This window comes from Mediterraneibacter sp. 210702-DFI.5.30 (assembly GCF_020560115.1).
Lineage (GTDB): Bacteria > Bacillota > Clostridia > Lachnospirales > Lachnospiraceae > Mediterraneibacter > Mediterraneibacter faecis.
Genome location: NZ_JAJCME010000004.1, coordinates 223,609 through 238,741 on the forward strand (window position 1 = coordinate 223,609; position 15,133 = coordinate 238,741).

The 15,133-nt window shown below is 42.0% G+C and carries 15 protein-coding genes; 6 read left to right on the forward strand and 9 right to left on the reverse strand.

Annotated features, from left to right (window positions below):
- Positions 1-54: 54 nt before the first annotated feature.
- From LI126_RS06255 to LI126_RS06265, 3 genes are all read right to left on the reverse strand, one after another.
- Positions 55-603 carry a beta-class carbonic anhydrase gene (locus LI126_RS06255; protein WP_118113806.1) on the reverse strand — a complete coding sequence of 183 codons (549 nt, stop codon included), beginning with the start codon at positions 601-603 and terminating at the stop codon, positions 55-57.
- A gap of 171 nt (positions 604-774) precedes the next feature.
- Positions 775-1,314 (reverse strand): chromate transporter, encoded by a 540-nt coding sequence (locus tag LI126_RS06260; RefSeq protein WP_118113807.1) that lies wholly within the window; start codon positions 1,312-1,314, stop codon positions 775-777.
- Positions 1,311-1,898 (reverse strand): chromate transporter, encoded by a 588-nt coding sequence (locus LI126_RS06265; RefSeq protein ID WP_227165035.1) that lies wholly within the window; start codon positions 1,896-1,898, stop codon positions 1,311-1,313. The genes LI126_RS06260 and LI126_RS06265 overlap by 4 nt, the downstream gene beginning before the upstream one ends.
- Before the next feature lie 251 nt (positions 1,899-2,149).
- Between LI126_RS06265 and LI126_RS06270 the strand changes: the two genes are divergently transcribed.
- From LI126_RS06270 to LI126_RS06285, 4 genes are all read left to right on the forward strand, one after another.
- The gene (locus tag LI126_RS06270) at positions 2,150-3,067 is read left to right on the forward strand and encodes a LysR family transcriptional regulator (RefSeq protein ID WP_227165036.1); all 918 of its coding nucleotides are present in this window, start codon (positions 2,150-2,152) and stop codon (positions 3,065-3,067) included.
- A 148-nt stretch (positions 3,068-3,215) separates the two neighbouring features.
- The gene (gene citC / locus LI126_RS06275; protein WP_227165037.1) at positions 3,216-4,334 is read left to right on the forward strand and encodes a [citrate (pro-3S)-lyase] ligase; all 1,119 of its coding nucleotides are present in this window, start codon (positions 3,216-3,218) and stop codon (positions 4,332-4,334) included.
- A gap of 97 nt (positions 4,335-4,431) precedes the next feature.
- Positions 4,432-4,932 (forward strand): citrate lyase holo-[acyl-carrier protein] synthase, encoded by a 501-nt coding sequence (gene citX / locus LI126_RS06280; protein WP_227165038.1) that lies wholly within the window; start codon positions 4,432-4,434, stop codon positions 4,930-4,932.
- Between the two features lie 60 nt (positions 4,933-4,992).
- Complete coding sequence (locus LI126_RS06285; RefSeq protein WP_227165039.1) at positions 4,993-5,163, forward strand: chorismate--pyruvate lyase; 171 nt, start codon at positions 4,993-4,995, stop codon at positions 5,161-5,163.
- Between the two features lie 137 nt (positions 5,164-5,300).
- On the opposite strand, the gene LI126_RS06290 is transcribed toward LI126_RS06285, so the two are convergent.
- The gene (locus tag LI126_RS06290; RefSeq protein WP_118174419.1) at positions 5,301-6,515 is read right to left on the reverse strand and encodes a DUF4317 domain-containing protein; all 1,215 of its coding nucleotides are present in this window, start codon (positions 6,513-6,515) and stop codon (positions 5,301-5,303) included.
- A 182-nt stretch (positions 6,516-6,697) separates the two neighbouring features.
- Between LI126_RS06290 and LI126_RS06295 the strand changes: the two genes are divergently transcribed.
- Positions 6,698-8,020, forward strand: a complete 1,323-nt coding sequence (locus tag LI126_RS06295; RefSeq protein ID WP_227165040.1) for an MATE family efflux transporter — start codon at positions 6,698-6,700, stop codon at positions 8,018-8,020.
- A gap of 77 nt (positions 8,021-8,097) precedes the next feature.
- Here LI126_RS06295 and pflA read toward each other — a convergent pair whose 3' ends face one another.
- Together pflA and pflB are read right to left on the reverse strand one after the other, a co-directional pair.
- Positions 8,098-8,844: a pyruvate formate-lyase-activating protein gene (gene pflA, locus LI126_RS06300; protein ID WP_055144933.1), complete on the reverse strand. Its 747-nt coding sequence runs from the start codon at positions 8,842-8,844 to the stop codon at positions 8,098-8,100.
- Positions 8,845-9,023: 179 nt separating this feature from the next.
- Complete coding sequence (gene pflB, locus LI126_RS06305) at positions 9,024-11,276, reverse strand: formate C-acetyltransferase (RefSeq protein WP_227165041.1); 2,253 nt, start codon at positions 11,274-11,276, stop codon at positions 9,024-9,026.
- Positions 11,277-11,689: 413 nt separating this feature from the next.
- Between pflB and LI126_RS06310 the strand changes: the two genes are divergently transcribed.
- Positions 11,690-12,175, forward strand: coding sequence for a GNAT family N-acetyltransferase (locus LI126_RS06310; RefSeq protein ID WP_227165042.1), 486 nt, complete (start codon positions 11,690-11,692; stop codon positions 12,173-12,175).
- Positions 12,176-12,217: 42 nt separating this feature from the next.
- On the opposite strand, the gene LI126_RS06315 is transcribed toward LI126_RS06310, so the two are convergent.
- From LI126_RS06315 to LI126_RS06325, 3 genes are all read right to left on the reverse strand, one after another.
- Positions 12,218-12,991: a histidine phosphatase family protein gene (locus LI126_RS06315; protein ID WP_055144939.1), complete on the reverse strand. Its 774-nt coding sequence runs from the start codon at positions 12,989-12,991 to the stop codon at positions 12,218-12,220.
- On the reverse strand, positions 12,988-13,998 hold the full coding sequence (locus LI126_RS06320; RefSeq protein WP_227165043.1) for an alpha/beta hydrolase: 1,011 nt from the start codon (positions 13,996-13,998) through the stop codon (positions 12,988-12,990). The genes LI126_RS06315 and LI126_RS06320 overlap by 4 nt, the downstream gene beginning before the upstream one ends.
- A 153-nt stretch (positions 13,999-14,151) precedes the next feature.
- Complete coding sequence (locus LI126_RS06325; protein ID WP_117499222.1) at positions 14,152-14,982, reverse strand: Mrp/NBP35 family ATP-binding protein; 831 nt, start codon at positions 14,980-14,982, stop codon at positions 14,152-14,154.
- Between the last annotated feature and the right edge of the window lie 151 nt (positions 14,983-15,133).

The following is a 15,133-nucleotide window of genomic DNA, read 5'->3' on the forward strand; positions in this document are numbered from 1 at the left end:
TTATGCTATTTTCCTTGTTTCCGATGTTCAGCCATCATGAATTTCTGCATTGTTTTAAACTTCTTCTACTGCTTTCAGTTCCCCGGTCTCTGAATTCATGATAAACCCACGGATTGTAACATCTTTCGGCATCAGTGGGTGATTCTGGAGTGCATACACAGTATCTTCAACAGACTGTTCTACGCTCTCAAATCCTCCGAGCCACGTCTCAAGATCTACTCCGCTGTGTCGTATGATATCGATATGTTCTTGTTTCACTCCACGCTTTGTCAGATCTTCCAGTAATTCTGTGCCGTTCATTCCCTGTACGCCGCAATCTGTATGACCGATTACCATGACTTCCTCTACACCAAGTTCCACAATTGCAACCAGAAGACTTCGCATCACACTTCCGTAAGGATGCGTGATCACGCCACCGGCATTCTTAATCACTTTCGCATCTCCGTTTCTGATTCCAAGTGCCGCCGGAAGAAGTTCAATTAATCTGGTATCCATGCAAGTCAGGATTGCAAGCTTTTTATCCGGATATTTGCTTGTAAGATATGGTTCATATCCTTTCTCTTCTACAAACTTCTTATTGTACGCTACGATCTGTTCTATCATGTATCCGTCTTCCTTTCTCTGTTTTCTGACCAGTCTGCCATTCTGTTTTTCTACAGTGACATTTAACCAATCCGTCTTGTTTTCTTTTTATTATACTTGCATCCCTTTTTTATTCAACAAAACTTAACAGATATTAATTTCTTTTTTCCGTACAATTTTTCAGCTTCATTTCTATAAAATCCCATAGCAGACAATTCCTAACAGTGCTGACAGACCAATCACCTTCGGAACCTGCCAGTTCTTCTTTCCGATCAGATAAAGCATTAAGAGTCCGATTCCACATGCCAGAAGATCCGGTCTGCTATCAGAAAAATAATTTTCTCCCAGAAGTTCTGCGATTGTTACTATAATCAACACGATACAGATTGGTTTTAAAACAAGCAGGATTTTTGAAAATATCTCGTTATTCTTAAATCGTTCAAAACAGATCGCTGTCAACAAAGTCAGAGTGAATGCAGGCATTAATACACCTGTCACTGCTACAATTCCGCCCAGAACACCCGCAGTCCTTTCTCCGGCAAATGTTGCACAGTTGATTCCAAGCGGTCCCGGTGTCATCTCTGCGATTGCGATCACATTTGTCAGATCCTCTGTCGTCATCCAATGATGTGCACGCATTTCTTCCAATATCAACGGAACCATAGACATACCGCCGAAACTTGTGAAACCTATTTTCATGAATGCAATATATAATTCCATTAATGTACTCATTCTTCCACCTCTTTCCCTGTTTTCTTCATTTTTTTATTCACTATGGAAAACAGCTGCCAGATTACCACAGAGCCTACGCCAAGTCCGACCAGCTCGATATTCCCAATATTCGTAAAAGCACATAATAATAATGCAATGACTCCGGCTGCCACTGAAATTTTCGTCTTGAATGCCTCTTTTCCAAGAGAAAAAGCAGCACTGGCAATAATTGGAACAACTGCACTTCGAATACCACGCAGTGCACTTGCACACCAGACATTATCTTTTAATTTACTATAAAACATCGTCACTATCGAAAGGATCAGTATTGCCGGTGTTGTAATTCCAAGCACTGCACAAAAACCACCAAAAACTCCTCCTACGGAATATCCAAAGATCATACTGATATTCGTGATCATAATTCCAGGCACTGATCTTCCAACTGCAACCATATCAAGAAGTTCTGATTTTGTAAGCCATTTTCTCTTATCCACAAATTCCTGCTCCATCTGGGCAAGAATGCTCCAACCGCCACCAAATGTAAAGCAGCCGATTTTAAAGAAAAAAACAAAGAGCTCTAATCCTTTTTTCACTCTGTCTTTCATGTTCCATCCTCCACAATATCAAATCTAAATTGTAACTGTTCAGAGCCAACCTCCAAATTATTGTTTTCATCTATATTGCACATTTTATCTCCGTTTCGAACATAAGTAAAATATATGTTTTATTATAGTTTTCATAGATTTTTCTTATATAGTATTGATTTAAAGAATTGTATCAGATATGATAAGCACAAACGGCTAGTAAACCATAGTTGTTTTTTATATCGGCAATGCAATTTATAAAGGGGAATTCTATGAACTGGAATCAGCTTCAATACGTACTTACGATTGTACAGGAAAAAAATATAACAAAGGCAGCTCAGAAGCTTTATCTCTCCCAGCCTTCTCTCTCAATGAGTCTGAAAAATCTGGAGGAAGAACTTGGTGTAGAAATTTTTGAACGAAAAAAAGGAGTCCTTGAACTTACTTATGCCGGTGAGCTTTTCTGTCACTGGGCAGAAGATTCTCTACGTTCTAAGCAGATTCTATCCGACCAGCTTTCAGACATTTCATCCAATGCAAGACATAAGATCCGTCTTGGCATCAGTCCTCATAGAAGCCTAATCCTTCTGCCTGATGTTCTGACAGATTTTTACAAAACAGCTGATAACTGTGATCTGCAGATTGTAGAAGAGCCGACTTATCTTCTTAGAGAAATGCTGGAAGATGACCAACTTGATCTGATCATTGATGTTCCTCATCCGGACACGATCAATTATCAAAGTGAACTGGTTGCCCGGGAACAGATTCTGCTCGCAGCACCGAAAGCAATGGACAAGCAGCTTCAAAAAAATCTGACTTTGGACGGCAGCCTTAGATTAACTGCGGATTTAAAAGCGCCTTTCATTCTGCTGACAGAAAAACAGATCATTGGGCAGATCAGTCAGAGAATCTTTGAAACAAGCAATTTTCGTCCACTAACGTCTATTACCTGTTCCAATATAGACACAGCCTTGACTTTAGTTGCCCGTGGGTTGGGTATCTGCTTTGCACCGGAAGTTTTTGTATGGCAGGAACGTTTTGCTGATCATATCAGTTACTATCCAATTAATAACTACCGGGACACAAGACAGATTTGTCTGGTTTACCGGAAAAATCACTATTTAAATCAACATCTCCGGCTGCTGCTTGATATTTTCAGGGAAAAAGTTCCCTTTTTATATCAGCACTAACTATCATAAGAATGATTCTGTCATTAATCATTCGGAATCATTCTTATTCTTTACTTTTTTGTAATTCATGATAGAATGTCTTTGTAATTGAAACACTTTTTCTGTCAAATTCAAATGGCAGACCTATGATATTTATCAGGAGGATTTTATGTCTGATTATATAATCTCTCAGATCTACCCATCTGACATTCTGGCAAACAAGCAGATAAACGAACTGCTCCTTGCAGAAGGTATCCGCCGGGATGCAAATCTTGACTACACCTGCGGTATGTATGATGATGAGATGAACATCATCGCTACCGGAAGCTGTTTTGGCAACACACTCCGCTGTATGGCAGTCAGCAGCGCGCATCAGGGAGAAGGACTGATGAATCAGATTGTAACTCACTTGATCAGCGTACAGTTTGAGCGTGGTAATACACATCTTTTTCTCTATACAAAATGCAATTCCGCCAAGTTTTTTGGTGATCTCGGTTTTTATGAGATTGCCCGAATTGACGGTCAGATTGTATTTATGGAGAACAGAAAAACAGGATTCTCCGCTTATCTGGAACGTTTAAAGAAAGAAAGCGAACAGTCAGAAGTTACGAAACGGTTCGCCACTGACAATACACCGATTCTTTCTGAAGTATCCTCTGAGGCACAAAAGAACCTTCGCATTGCAGCACTTGTCATGAATGCGAATCCATTTACTTTGGGGCATCAATATCTGGTGGAAAAAGCTGCTGCTGAAAGTGATATTCTTCATTTATTTATCGTCAGTGAAGATCAGAGTCTTGTTCCGTTCTCTGTGCGAAAACAATTAGTTCTGGAAGGAACCGCTTACCTTAACAACATCATTTATCATGAGAGCGGTCCTTACATTATCAGCAATGCAACTTTCCCAAGCTATTTCCAGAAAGATGCCGATGCTGTTATGGAAAGTCATGCGAACCTTGACCTGACGATCTTTGTTAGAATCGCGCAGGCGCTTGGAATCAACTGCCGCTATGTAGGTGAAGAGCCAAACAGCCAGGTGACTGGAATCTACAACAAGATTATGGCTAAAAAACTTCCCGAAAATAAAATTTCATGTACGATTGTTCCGCGAAAAGAAGCTAACGGAGCTGTAATCAGCGCATCGACTGTACGAACTGCGCTAAAAAATGATAATATAGAGTTGTTGAAGACACTTGTTCCTGAAACAACACTTCACTATTTTCAGAGCAAAGACGCAGCTCCTGTGATTGCAAAGATCAAAGCTGCTGAACATGTTGTACATCATTAAGATCAACTACTATGTAAAATATAAACTGCGTAGAATTGCTGAAACCGTGTAATTCACCCTTAAACGAAACACGAGAAAATGACAAGGAGGTTTCCTTATGCAAGGAGAACAGGTTGTATTAACAGATATGCTGCAATGTCGTGAGCGGCGTGCACAAATCCAGGATACATTCATTGAACAATATCACTGTCCGGTCATTTCATTCTGTATGAACATCCCAGGACCCGTGAAGACAAATGAACAGATCCGTGCCGCCTTTGACAGTGGAAAGAATACGCTGCTTCTAAAGCTAGAACAAGCGGAGGCAGATATTAAAAACTCAATTGAAATTCACGAAAAAACCGGAGATGAATTATTGCTTGCAATTGACTGTCCGGCAGAAAAAATCAAAAGTCTCACAACTAAGATTGAAGAAACACATCCGATTGGGCGTCTCTTTGATATGGATGTGATTGACACAGACGGACAGAAACTTTCCCGCCCTTCCTACCGCAAATGTATCATCTGCGGCTGTCAGGCGCAGGAATGTGCACGCACAAGAAAACACACTGTAGAAGAGATGCAGGCAAAGATTGAAGAGATGTTAAGCGCAGAATAATTGCATTTCCACCACCATCATATTAAAAGAAGATTTTATCAACAAAAAGGAGAATTCAAAATGTTAGTATGTGATTATATCGTAGAACAGATTGACGGAGATTATGCACACTTAAGAAGAGTTGATCTTCCAGATGAAGAATTGAAGCTTGTTGCCAGAGCACTGCTCCCGGCTGGGATTGTAGAAGGTTGTAAACTGCACTATGAACTGATGCAGTATACAATCATCTAAAAAACTATCAAATCAAGAACTCCCGTTTAGAGACTTCTTTTTACTGCTCACACGATGTGCGATCAGTAACGAAATATCTCTAAATGGGAGTTTTCATTTTCTCTTTATCCGCTATAATCTTTTATATTATCCGCCAATTAATCTTCATCAAACGGAACAACATCATCCTCTGCATTTCCAGCTATATCTGCAGTATCTTCTGCCTTCACTCCGGTCGTTCCTTTTACCTTCATCGTTCTGACATTGATCCCATTGACCTCAATGTGGTCATCCACAGGAATCACAAGGCACTGTCTTCCGTCGATCATTCTTGTCTCTACAAGATCCATCCGGTCTGGATTCACCTTGATCACAACATCCGGTGTCTCGATATTGAACTTTCTTGTCTCTGCGATATTACTTGCCAGAAGCGTTGCTTTCTCGCCTGCATTTTCTTCGAAGTTCTTCTCAAAGTTCTCCATCTTCTCATTCGGCACACCGCTCTGCTCGAAAATCTTCTTCACATCCGTTTTATCCAATGTCAGCGGATCCGGTTCTTCTTTGTGTTCTTCGATCATATCATTCAATGTCTCGTGAATGTTACGGACAGTCTCGTAATCACCATCTTCTCCCAATGTATCTTCAATAATCATCTGGAATGTCTCTTTCTGTGTGTCCGCAGACATCGGCATCTTCGCACCAAGAAGCTGGTCGATCATCTCCGGCTGAAGATCTTCTGATTTCTTCGTGTAATAAAGCACACTGTGAAGATCAGTACTTCTGTCGTTGAATGCCGGGAAGAGGAATCCTTTGTCCGGCTTATCAACGATCCAGTCACGGATTCTGTCCTGAATACAGTTCTCTTCCGCGTTATAGCTAAGCCCTGCCTTTGACAGACTGACCGGGCAGATGCTCATCAGTATATGCTGATATACTTCATCTGAAGCATCATCCATCTCAAGATCATCGGATGTTCTTCCAGGAACATCGTATGCTGCATGGATCAAAATAATGTAATAATTCTCCGCATACTCATACGTTGCAATAACTTTGTCATAGAATTCTTCCAGAAGCATATCGTCTTCGAGACGGCTGTCACGAAGCTTCAACAGAAATTCCTGCGTTCCGCCCGGCATCTCTGCATCCAGTGGAAACTCCATATTCAGCATATTCTTTCCGATACTTCCGGAAAGTGTCTTCTTAAAAATATCAAAATACTTAAATGCTTCTTCCTCCGGAAGTGCGAGAAATGCGTCTTTTGACTCCATCTTTTTATTCTTCTCATAATCCACATAGCAGCCACAGATTTTCGTAATCGCACAGTTTTTCGGTGAGAACTGCTTACGGATCTCAAGTACTTCTTTTTTATTCATATATGTTTCCTTTCTCCATTCTTTCTATGTTATAATGAATAAACCATCTTTTCGGGGATTGTAAATACCGTAGACATAACATTTTTATTTTACCTCTATTTTCATAAGAAAGAAAGATTTGATTTTCTCAAAATTCTATGGTATTATACGCATTCTGAAAATACAGAAAGGAATTTTTTATTATGTCATCCAACTCAGTTACTTTAACTGCCCGGGAACATGTATTTCCACTCTTTGTTAAATATGTCTCAGCAAATGTACTCGGCATGATCGGATATTCTTGTTATATCCTTGCCGATACATTTTTTGTTGCCCGGGGAATCGGCTCGGATGCGATTGCTGCACTTAATCTGGTTCTTCCTACTTTCAGCTTGTTAAACGGAACGGGGCTGATGATTGGCATGGGTGCTGCTGCGCGATACTCGCTTTCCTCCGGCAGAGCTGACAGTGAGATTCACCGCACGATCTTCACCCAGGCACTTCAGCTTGCATTTGTAGCTATGCTGTTCTTTTTCAGCATCGGACTGTTTTTTGCAAGACCTCTTTGTGTCTTACTCGGAGCCGACGGAACTACATTGCCGCATGCAATTCCATATATCAGCATTCTGCTCATGTTTTCTCCGCTGTTTTTATGCAACAATCTGTTGAATTGTTTTGTCAGAAATGATGGAGAACCGCGGCTTTCAATGACTGCAATGCTTGTTGGAAGTCTGACAAATATTGTGCTGGATTACATTTTCATCTATCCTATGCAGCTTGGCATGACCGGAGCTGCACTGGCCACTGCAACCGCTCCACTGGTTGGAATGAGTATTCTGTCCATGCATTTCTGGAAAAAGAAGAATCAGTTTCATCTGGTAAAAACAAGGATACATCTGAAAACTGCTATAGATATCTGCCGGCTTGGAGTTTCTTCTCTTGTCGCTGAATTATCTTCCGGCATCGTAATTCTTGTCTTTAACATGCTGACTCTGAAATTCAGCGGAACGACCGGACTTGCGGCATACAGTATCCTTGCTAATATTGCACTTGTACTTGTGGCGATCTTTACCGGAATCGGGCAGGGCATCCAGCCGATTGTCAGCAGTCACCCTGGTAAAAATGGAGCTCCTGTACGCCACCAGGTAAGACGTTATGCATTAAGCACTGCATTACTTATGGCTTTCATCGCCTATCTGGTTGTGTTTGTCTTTGCAGTTCCGATTGCTGACTTATTTAATAAAGACAAGAATCCACTGCTTACTTCAATGGCAGCAGAAGGCATGCGCATTTACTTTGTAAGCCTGTTCTTTTCAGGCATCAATATGGTGTCAGCGACTTATTTAAGTGCTTCTGATCAGCCGGTACCGGGATTCATCATTTCCATCCTGCGTGGACTTGTACTGATTCTGCCGATTGCGTTCCTGCTTGCCGCACTTTTTGGAATGACAGGTATCTGGCTCTGCCTTCCTGTTACCGAGGCAATCGTGTGTGTCGTGACCTTCTTCTTTCTGAGAAAATTTTAAGTAAAGTATTTATAAAAGAAGAACCCTGTTACGAATGTATTGATTCATACATCTCATAACAGAGTTCTTTTTTTATCTTATTTTAAATATTTCGCTGTCTCAAGAATACGGTTTGCATTCTCAATTCTCTCCTGTGTCGGAGGATCGATTCCCTCTAACTTGTAATCATATCCCAGTTCTTTCCACTTATATGCACCAAGTGTATGATATGGAAGAACTTCAACACGCTCTACATTATCCAGTGTCTCGATGAAATCATGAAGTCTCTCCAGGTACTCATCCTTGTCACTGCGCTCCGGAACGAGTACATGACGGATCCAGATTGGTTTCTTGATATCAGACAGATAACGTGCAAACTCAAGAATATTCTTGTTGCTCTGTCCTGTGAGAATCTTATGCTGTTCATCATCAATATGTTTGATGTCAAGCATCAGCATATCTGTGTATTTCAGCAACTCCTGCAGTTTACCAAAGAATGGTTCTTCCTTTGTAAATACAGCTCCGCTTGTATCAATATTGGTATGAACTCCCTGTTCTTTCGCTTTCTTGAAAAGGTCAATCAGGAAATCCATCTGCATCAGAGGTTCTCCACCGCTGACTGTGATACCACCTTTATCTTTCCAGTAGCTTTTATAGCGAAGTGCTGTCTTAAGCAGTTCATCTGTTGTCTTCAGTTCGCCGTCCTGCATCTTCCATGTGTCCGGGTTGTGGCAAAACTGACAGCGCATTGGACATCCGCTTACAAAAATGATAAAGCGTACGCCAGGTCCGTCAACGGAACCGAAGCTTTCTGTTGAGTGAATGTATCCTTTTACTTCTGACATATATTTCTCCTTCTTTTTCCGGCAGTTTCCTGCCATTCTTCTGCAACCTTCAGATTTGTCTTCTGACATTTCTTTATAATTGCAGGTCTTATGAAAAAAGGACGCAGCATGGTGAAATGACTGCGTCCTGATATATTATCTGTTATTTATGATCTTTTATCCGCAAATCGCAACATTATTTACATGTGGTCATGGCAAGTTCTTGCGATAACGTCAAGCTGCTGCTCACGAGTAAGGTCGATAAACTTAACAGCGTATCCTGATACACGGATTGTGAAGTTAGCGTACTCAGGTTTCTCTGGGTGCTCCATAGCATCTTTCAGTTTGTCAACACCGAATACGTTTACGTTCAGGTGATGTGCTCCCTGATCGAAGTATCCATCCAGTACGTGAGCAAGGTTCTCTTTACGCTCTTCATCTGTATGTCCAAGTGCACCTGGGTTGATTGTCTGTGTATTAGAGATTCCGTCAAGTGCAAGCTCGTAAGGAAGCTTAGCAACAGAGTTAAGAGAAGCAAGAAGTCCGCTCTGCTCTGCGCCGTAAGACGGGTTAGCTCCTGGTGAAAGTGGCTCTCCAGCCTTTCTTCCGTCCGGAAGAGATCCTGTAGCCTTACCATATACAACGTTAGATGTAATTGTAAGGATAGATGTTGTCGGTACAGAATGTCTGTATGTGTGGCACTTGTTCAGTTTGTGCATGAATTTCTTCAGAAGCCATACAGCAATCTCATCTGCACGGTCATCATCGTTACCGTATCTTGGGAAGTCTCCCTCAATCTCGAAGTCTGTTGCAAGACCATCTTCGTCACGGACAACTTTAACCTTAGCGTATTTGATAGCGCTCAGGGAGTCAACTACATGTGAGAATCCAGCAATACCTGTTGCGAAAGAACGTTTAACGTCTGTGTCGATCAGGGACATCTGAGCTGCCTCATAGTAGTATTTATCATGCATGTAGTGGATCATGTTCAGTGTATCAACATACAGCTTGGACAGCCACTCCATCATCTGGTCATATTTCTCCATTACTTCATCGTAATCAAGGTACTCGGAAGTAATTGGCTGGTAAGCCGGTCCTACCTGTACTTTGTTCTTCTCATCGATACCACCGTTGATAGCGTAAAGAAGACACTTAGCAAGGTTTGCACGAGCTCCGAAGAACTGCATCTCTTTACCTGTCTCTGTAGCAGATACACAGCAGCAGATGCTGTAGTCATCGCCCCATACCGGACGCATAACATCATCGTTCTCATACTGGATAGAACTTGTTGTTACAGAAATCAGGGAAGCGAACTTCTTGAAGTTCTCTGGCAGTCTTGAAGAATAAAGAACTGTCAGGTTCGGCTCTGGTGAAGGTCCCATGTTGTTCAGTGTGTGAAGGAAACGATAGTCGTTCTTTGTTACCATAGAACGTCCGTCCTGTCCAAGTCCACCAACCTCAAGTGTTGCCCATGTCGGGTCTCCTGAGAACAGCTGGTTGTAAGATGGGATTCTTGCGAACTTAACCATACGGAATTTCATTACCATGTGGTCGATGATCTCCTGAGCTTCCTTCTCTGTGATCTTTCCAGCCTTCAGGTCTCTCTCGATATAGATATCAAGGAATGTAGAGATACGTCCTACAGACATAGCTGCACCATTCTGAGTCTTGATTGCTGCAAGATATCCGAAGTACAGCCACTGAGCTGCTTCATGAGCATCCTTAGCCGGCTGTGAAATATCAAATCCGTAAGCTGCAGCCATTTCTTTCATTTCTTTCAGAGCTTTGATCTGATCTGCAAGCTCTTCACGAAGACGGAAATCCTCACCCTTCATGCCGTGTCTTGCATAACGCTCGAAGTCATACTGTTTTCTCTCGATCAGGAAGTCGATACCATACAGTGCAACACGACGGTAGTCACCTACGATACGTCCACGTCCGTATGTATCCGGAAGTCCTGTAATAATCTTGTTATGACGAGCTTTCTTCATCTCTGGTGTGTAGATGTCGAATACTCCCTGGTTGTGTGTTTTATGATATTTTGTGAAGATCTCATGCAGTTTCTCGCTTGGCTGATATCCGTATGTTGTACAAGCCTGCTCTGCCATCTTGATTCCACCATAAGGCATGAATGCTCTCTTCAGCGGTTTGTCTGTCTGCAAACCAACAATCTGCTCAAGATCTTTCATGCTCTCATCGATATATCCTGGGCCGTATGCTGTCAGACCGGAAACAACTTCTGTCTCCATGTCGAGAACTCCGCCCTTAGCTCTTTCTTCTTTCTGAAGTTCCTGCAGTCTTCCCCATAATTTGTCTGTTGCTTCTGTTGGTCCCTCAAGGAATGACTCATCACCTTCATATGGTGTGTAGTTCTCCTGGATGAAATCACGCACGTCTACAGAGTGTGTCCATTTTCTTCCCTTGAAGCCAGCCCACTGCTCAAAATTAGCCATTGAAAAATCCTCCTATATTCTTTCCTAAAATAGTTTTGTAATTGTTTTACGGGCATAGTATAACACCGTGTTAAATAAATGACAAGCGTAAAATCGAGAATAAATATCGGAAATCGCTTTGTATTCGATTTAGTACAAAATATACGAAAAAACGCCCATTTTACGGGGAATTGTACGAACTTTAGTACAGTAAAAATGTACTGTAAAAAGAACATTTTTCCCATGTGTACAGTCGGATTCATATGCAAATAAACGGCCTGATTTTCTTTCTGAAAAACCTCTAGGTACTTTTCCTCTATGATAACGTTTTCACTTTCTTTTTTCTCTATATTTTTGTCAATGGAGTTACGTTCTGTTTTTTGATATAATAGTGCATTAGCGTATCTATATTTAGTTTATGAAAGAGGAATATTATGGAAATCAGAAAGACAAAACCAGAAGAGCTTGAAGTACTTCTTAAGATGTATGAGCATGCACGGACATTCATGGCAACTCACGGAAATGCTTCTCAGTGGGAAAACACTTATCCTTCTCCACAGTTGATTCTGGATGACATCACTGAGGGGAACAGTTATGTCTGCACAGAACAGGACCAGATAGTTGCTACTTTCTATTATAAAGAAGGGGCTGATCCGACTTACATGCGCATCTACGAAGGTGAATGGATCAACGACTCCCGTTACGGGGTTGTTCACCGCATCACTTCCACCGGAAATGTAAAAGGTGCTGCGTCCTTCTGCCTGAACTGGGCCTTGGAACAATGCGGCAACATCCGTATTGATACACACCGGGACAATATCGTAATGCAGCATCTGTTAGATAAGAATGGATTCAAATATTGCGGAATCGTATATGTTGAGGATGGAACAGAACGAATTGCTTATCAGAAAGTGGTTTAATAATACCAAAATCCATAAAGCAAGGAGCAGAGACATTTGATTTTAATGTCTCTGCTCCTTGTTGCTATATGTCTCACAGAATCTTGCTGCGAAGGACGGTTCTTCTCCACCTGCATAGAGATGTGAGATATCTCCTACTTTCAATCCTCGGAAATATGCCGTTCCCTGTTCTCTCTCTTCTGTTACTACTTCTGTCACAGAAGTCGGTGCAAGAGCCAGACTATGCCAAAGCACGAATGGTGATACATTCCATAAATGGGACAACAGCACGCAGCTGATTCCGAAATGGCAGAAAAATGTCACTGTCTCATCACTTTCTTTCTCCACACGATAATGCGCCCCTTCTCTTACATATCCATGCTCTGCGAGAAAGCGATCAAATTCTTCAATCACATGATCGTATACTTCTACAAGATCAGAATTTTTCGCCACTTCTGTTTCACGCCATGCATTTTTATCCATATAAGCTTCATGTTCTGTCCAATACCCCGGAACCATATCCCATGCAATTCTAGGCAGGAAATGCTCACCTTCTTTTTTCACATCGGGATATGCTTTTTCAAGTTCCGGATTTTTATTCAAATCAACCTGCGCCGGGAACTCTTGCAGCCAATCCAATATTTCTGCTGTTTTCCCAGTTACCTCAAGACATGGAGCCGCCGTATCCTTCGCTCTTCCAAGTGGAGACTTATAGCATTCCCCCATATTCATAGATGCTGCACGTTTTGCAAGCAGTGCCGCTTCACGTCTTCCTTTTTCTGTTAATGTGTCATTTACATAATCCGGATCTCCGTGACGGATCAATAAAATTCTCATCGTGCTTCTCCTTTGTAATCAATTATTTTCTCCAACCATTCCTCTGCCAGTTTGGGCCAGATCTGTACTTCTTTCAGAGTCTTTCGGATTTCTTCTTTCTGCTCTGCTGTCCATTTCGGTGGCTGTGTTCTTCCAATCCCATTTTGCACAAGAAGTTCTTCTCCCTTTTCCTTTGAAAATGAAGTTTCTCCCGCAAGGATTGCTTCTGCCAGCATACGAAGTTGCTCCTGTGTATAAGGTTCTCTCCCTCTGCGTTCCAGCCAGTCCTCTGTTGCAACAGACATACCATGCACGCCTTCTGAAAATACATGATGTGCGAATGGAACTCCTTCTTCCAGACATTTCTGTGCTAAAAGATAACTATTCTGCACCGGAACTGTTCCATCTGTTTCTGTCTGCCAGATAAAGCATGGTGGCATTTCTTTTGTTACATGCTTTTCAATTGACATATATTCCAGCTCTTTTCTTGTAGGATTCTTTCCATATAATGCTACAAAAGAATCTTTATGTGTGTACTTTCCTGTAGTGATTACCGGATAAGACAGCACAGCGGCATCCGGTTTGTTTGAAAACTTCTGATATTTTTCATCCGGATCCTCGATATCCGCTCCATGCACACACAGACTCGCACACAGATGTCCTCCGGCTGAAAATCCACAAACCACGATCTGATCTGACAAAATATGTAACTGCTCCGAACGAAAACGGATCATTCGCATTGCTCTGGAAATATCTTTCAGCGGCTGAAGCTTTAATGGTGCTTCATCCAGTGGATTCACTGTATATTCAAGGACGAACACATTATAACCGGCCTGATAAAATTCCATAGCAACCAGATGTGCTTCCGAAGGCGATACAAGTCTGTAACCGCCTCCCGGAACAACCAGCATCGCCGGATGCATCAGCTCATCCTCATGAATATAGCTGACCATAATCGGGATAAAACCATGCGCCGCAGGGTAATGATATTCTTCTTTGTGCCATAATTCTATTCTTTCGCCTATCATGTGTTAATTCCTCCTGTGTGATTTATAATTTGTGCTTTTCTGTTATTCTTTTAGGAGCACGGACTTTGCTCGTTGCTCGCGTAAAAAAGCCACGAAAGACACGATCCCCCAACCTTGTCTTCCATGACTCCCATTACATACACTCAACTTGCTTTACAGTTCGAATCCTTCCAGATATGGATTCTCTGCCTCAGAAAACTTCTCTTCCTCAACCATCTGCGCGATTGCCGGGTCAAGTGGCATCTTTCCGAGAACCGGAACATTAAGATCTTCTGCAATCTCATCAATGTGGCTTTCTCCAAATACTTTAATCTCTTTGCCACAATCCGGACACTTCACATAGCTGTAGTTCTCAACAATTCCAAGAACCGGAATATTCATCTGCTTCGCCATTCCATATGCCTTCTTCACGATCATCTGTACAAGATCCTGCGGAGATGTAACGATCACAACACCATCAACCGGAAGAGACTGGAATACTGTCAGCGGAACATCACCTGTTCCAGGTGGCATATCAACGAAGAGATAATCAAGATCTCCCCACATAACATCTGTCCAGAACTGCTTTACAACACCTGCGATCACTGGTCCCCTCCAGATAACCGGTGCTTCCTCGTCTTCCAAAAGAAGATTGACAGACATGATCTTTGTTCCATCTGCTGCTTCACATGGAAGAATTCCCTGCTCAGTTCCTACTGCCATCTCATGAAGTCCGTACATCTTTGGGATAGATGGACCTGTAATATCTGCATCCATGATACCAACATTATATCCTTTTGCTCTCATCATTCTTGCAAGGGATGCTGTCACGAGTGACTTACCAACGCCGCCCTTTCCACTGACAACGCCGATCACTTTTTTAATAGATGAATACATATTCATCGGTTCATGCATATCAACTTTCTTACTTGTGCATGTTCCTGCACTGGCACAGCTGGCGCAGGATTCCTCTGAACATCCTGCTGTTTTCTGCTCTTCTGCCATAATACCATAACCTCTTTTCTACAAATAATGTAACCGTTCAGAGCCAACCTCCAAAATGCTACGCATTTCGTCAGACATTTTCTGACACAGTGAGTTACTGCTCACACTATGTACGATCAGCAACGCAATGACATTATTGTAGCACATTTCC

What these genes read in the sequence shown, in the direction of transcription:
- LI126_RS06255 (WP_118113806.1), bottom strand. Translation starts at nt 603, where the DNA reads ATGATAGAACAGATCGTAGCGTACAATAAGAAGTTTGTAGAAGAGAAA.
- LI126_RS06260 (WP_118113807.1), bottom strand. Translation starts at nt 1,314, where the DNA reads ATGAGTACATTAATGGAATTATATATTGCATTCATGAAAATAGGTTTC.
- LI126_RS06265 (WP_227165035.1), bottom strand. Translation starts at nt 1,898, where the DNA reads ATGAAAGACAGAGTGAAAAAAGGATTAGAGCTCTTTGTTTTTTTCTTT.
- LI126_RS06270 (WP_227165036.1), top strand. Translation starts at nt 2,150, where the DNA reads ATGAACTGGAATCAGCTTCAATACGTACTTACGATTGTACAGGAAAAA.
- citC (WP_227165037.1), top strand. Translation starts at nt 3,216, where the DNA reads ATGTCTGATTATATAATCTCTCAGATCTACCCATCTGACATTCTGGCA.
- citX (WP_227165038.1), top strand. Translation starts at nt 4,432, where the DNA reads ATGCAAGGAGAACAGGTTGTATTAACAGATATGCTGCAATGTCGTGAG.
- LI126_RS06285 (WP_227165039.1), top strand. Translation starts at nt 4,993, where the DNA reads ATGTTAGTATGTGATTATATCGTAGAACAGATTGACGGAGATTATGCA.
- LI126_RS06290 (WP_118174419.1), bottom strand. Translation starts at nt 6,515, where the DNA reads ATGAATAAAAAAGAAGTACTTGAGATCCGTAAGCAGTTCTCACCGAAA.
- LI126_RS06295 (WP_227165040.1), top strand. Translation starts at nt 6,698, where the DNA reads ATGTCATCCAACTCAGTTACTTTAACTGCCCGGGAACATGTATTTCCA.
- pflA (WP_055144933.1), bottom strand. Translation starts at nt 8,844, where the DNA reads ATGTCAGAAGTAAAAGGATACATTCACTCAACAGAAAGCTTCGGTTCC.
- pflB (WP_227165041.1), bottom strand. Translation starts at nt 11,276, where the DNA reads ATGGCTAATTTTGAGCAGTGGGCTGGCTTCAAGGGAAGAAAATGGACA.
- LI126_RS06310 (WP_227165042.1), top strand. Translation starts at nt 11,690, where the DNA reads ATGGAAATCAGAAAGACAAAACCAGAAGAGCTTGAAGTACTTCTTAAG.
- LI126_RS06315 (WP_055144939.1), bottom strand. Translation starts at nt 12,991, where the DNA reads ATGAGAATTTTATTGATCCGTCACGGAGATCCGGATTATGTAAATGAC.
- LI126_RS06320 (WP_227165043.1), bottom strand. Translation starts at nt 13,998, where the DNA reads ATGATAGGCGAAAGAATAGAATTATGGCACAAAGAAGAATATCATTAC.
- LI126_RS06325 (WP_117499222.1), bottom strand. Translation starts at nt 14,982, where the DNA reads ATGGCAGAAGAGCAGAAAACAGCAGGATGTTCAGAGGAATCCTGCGCC.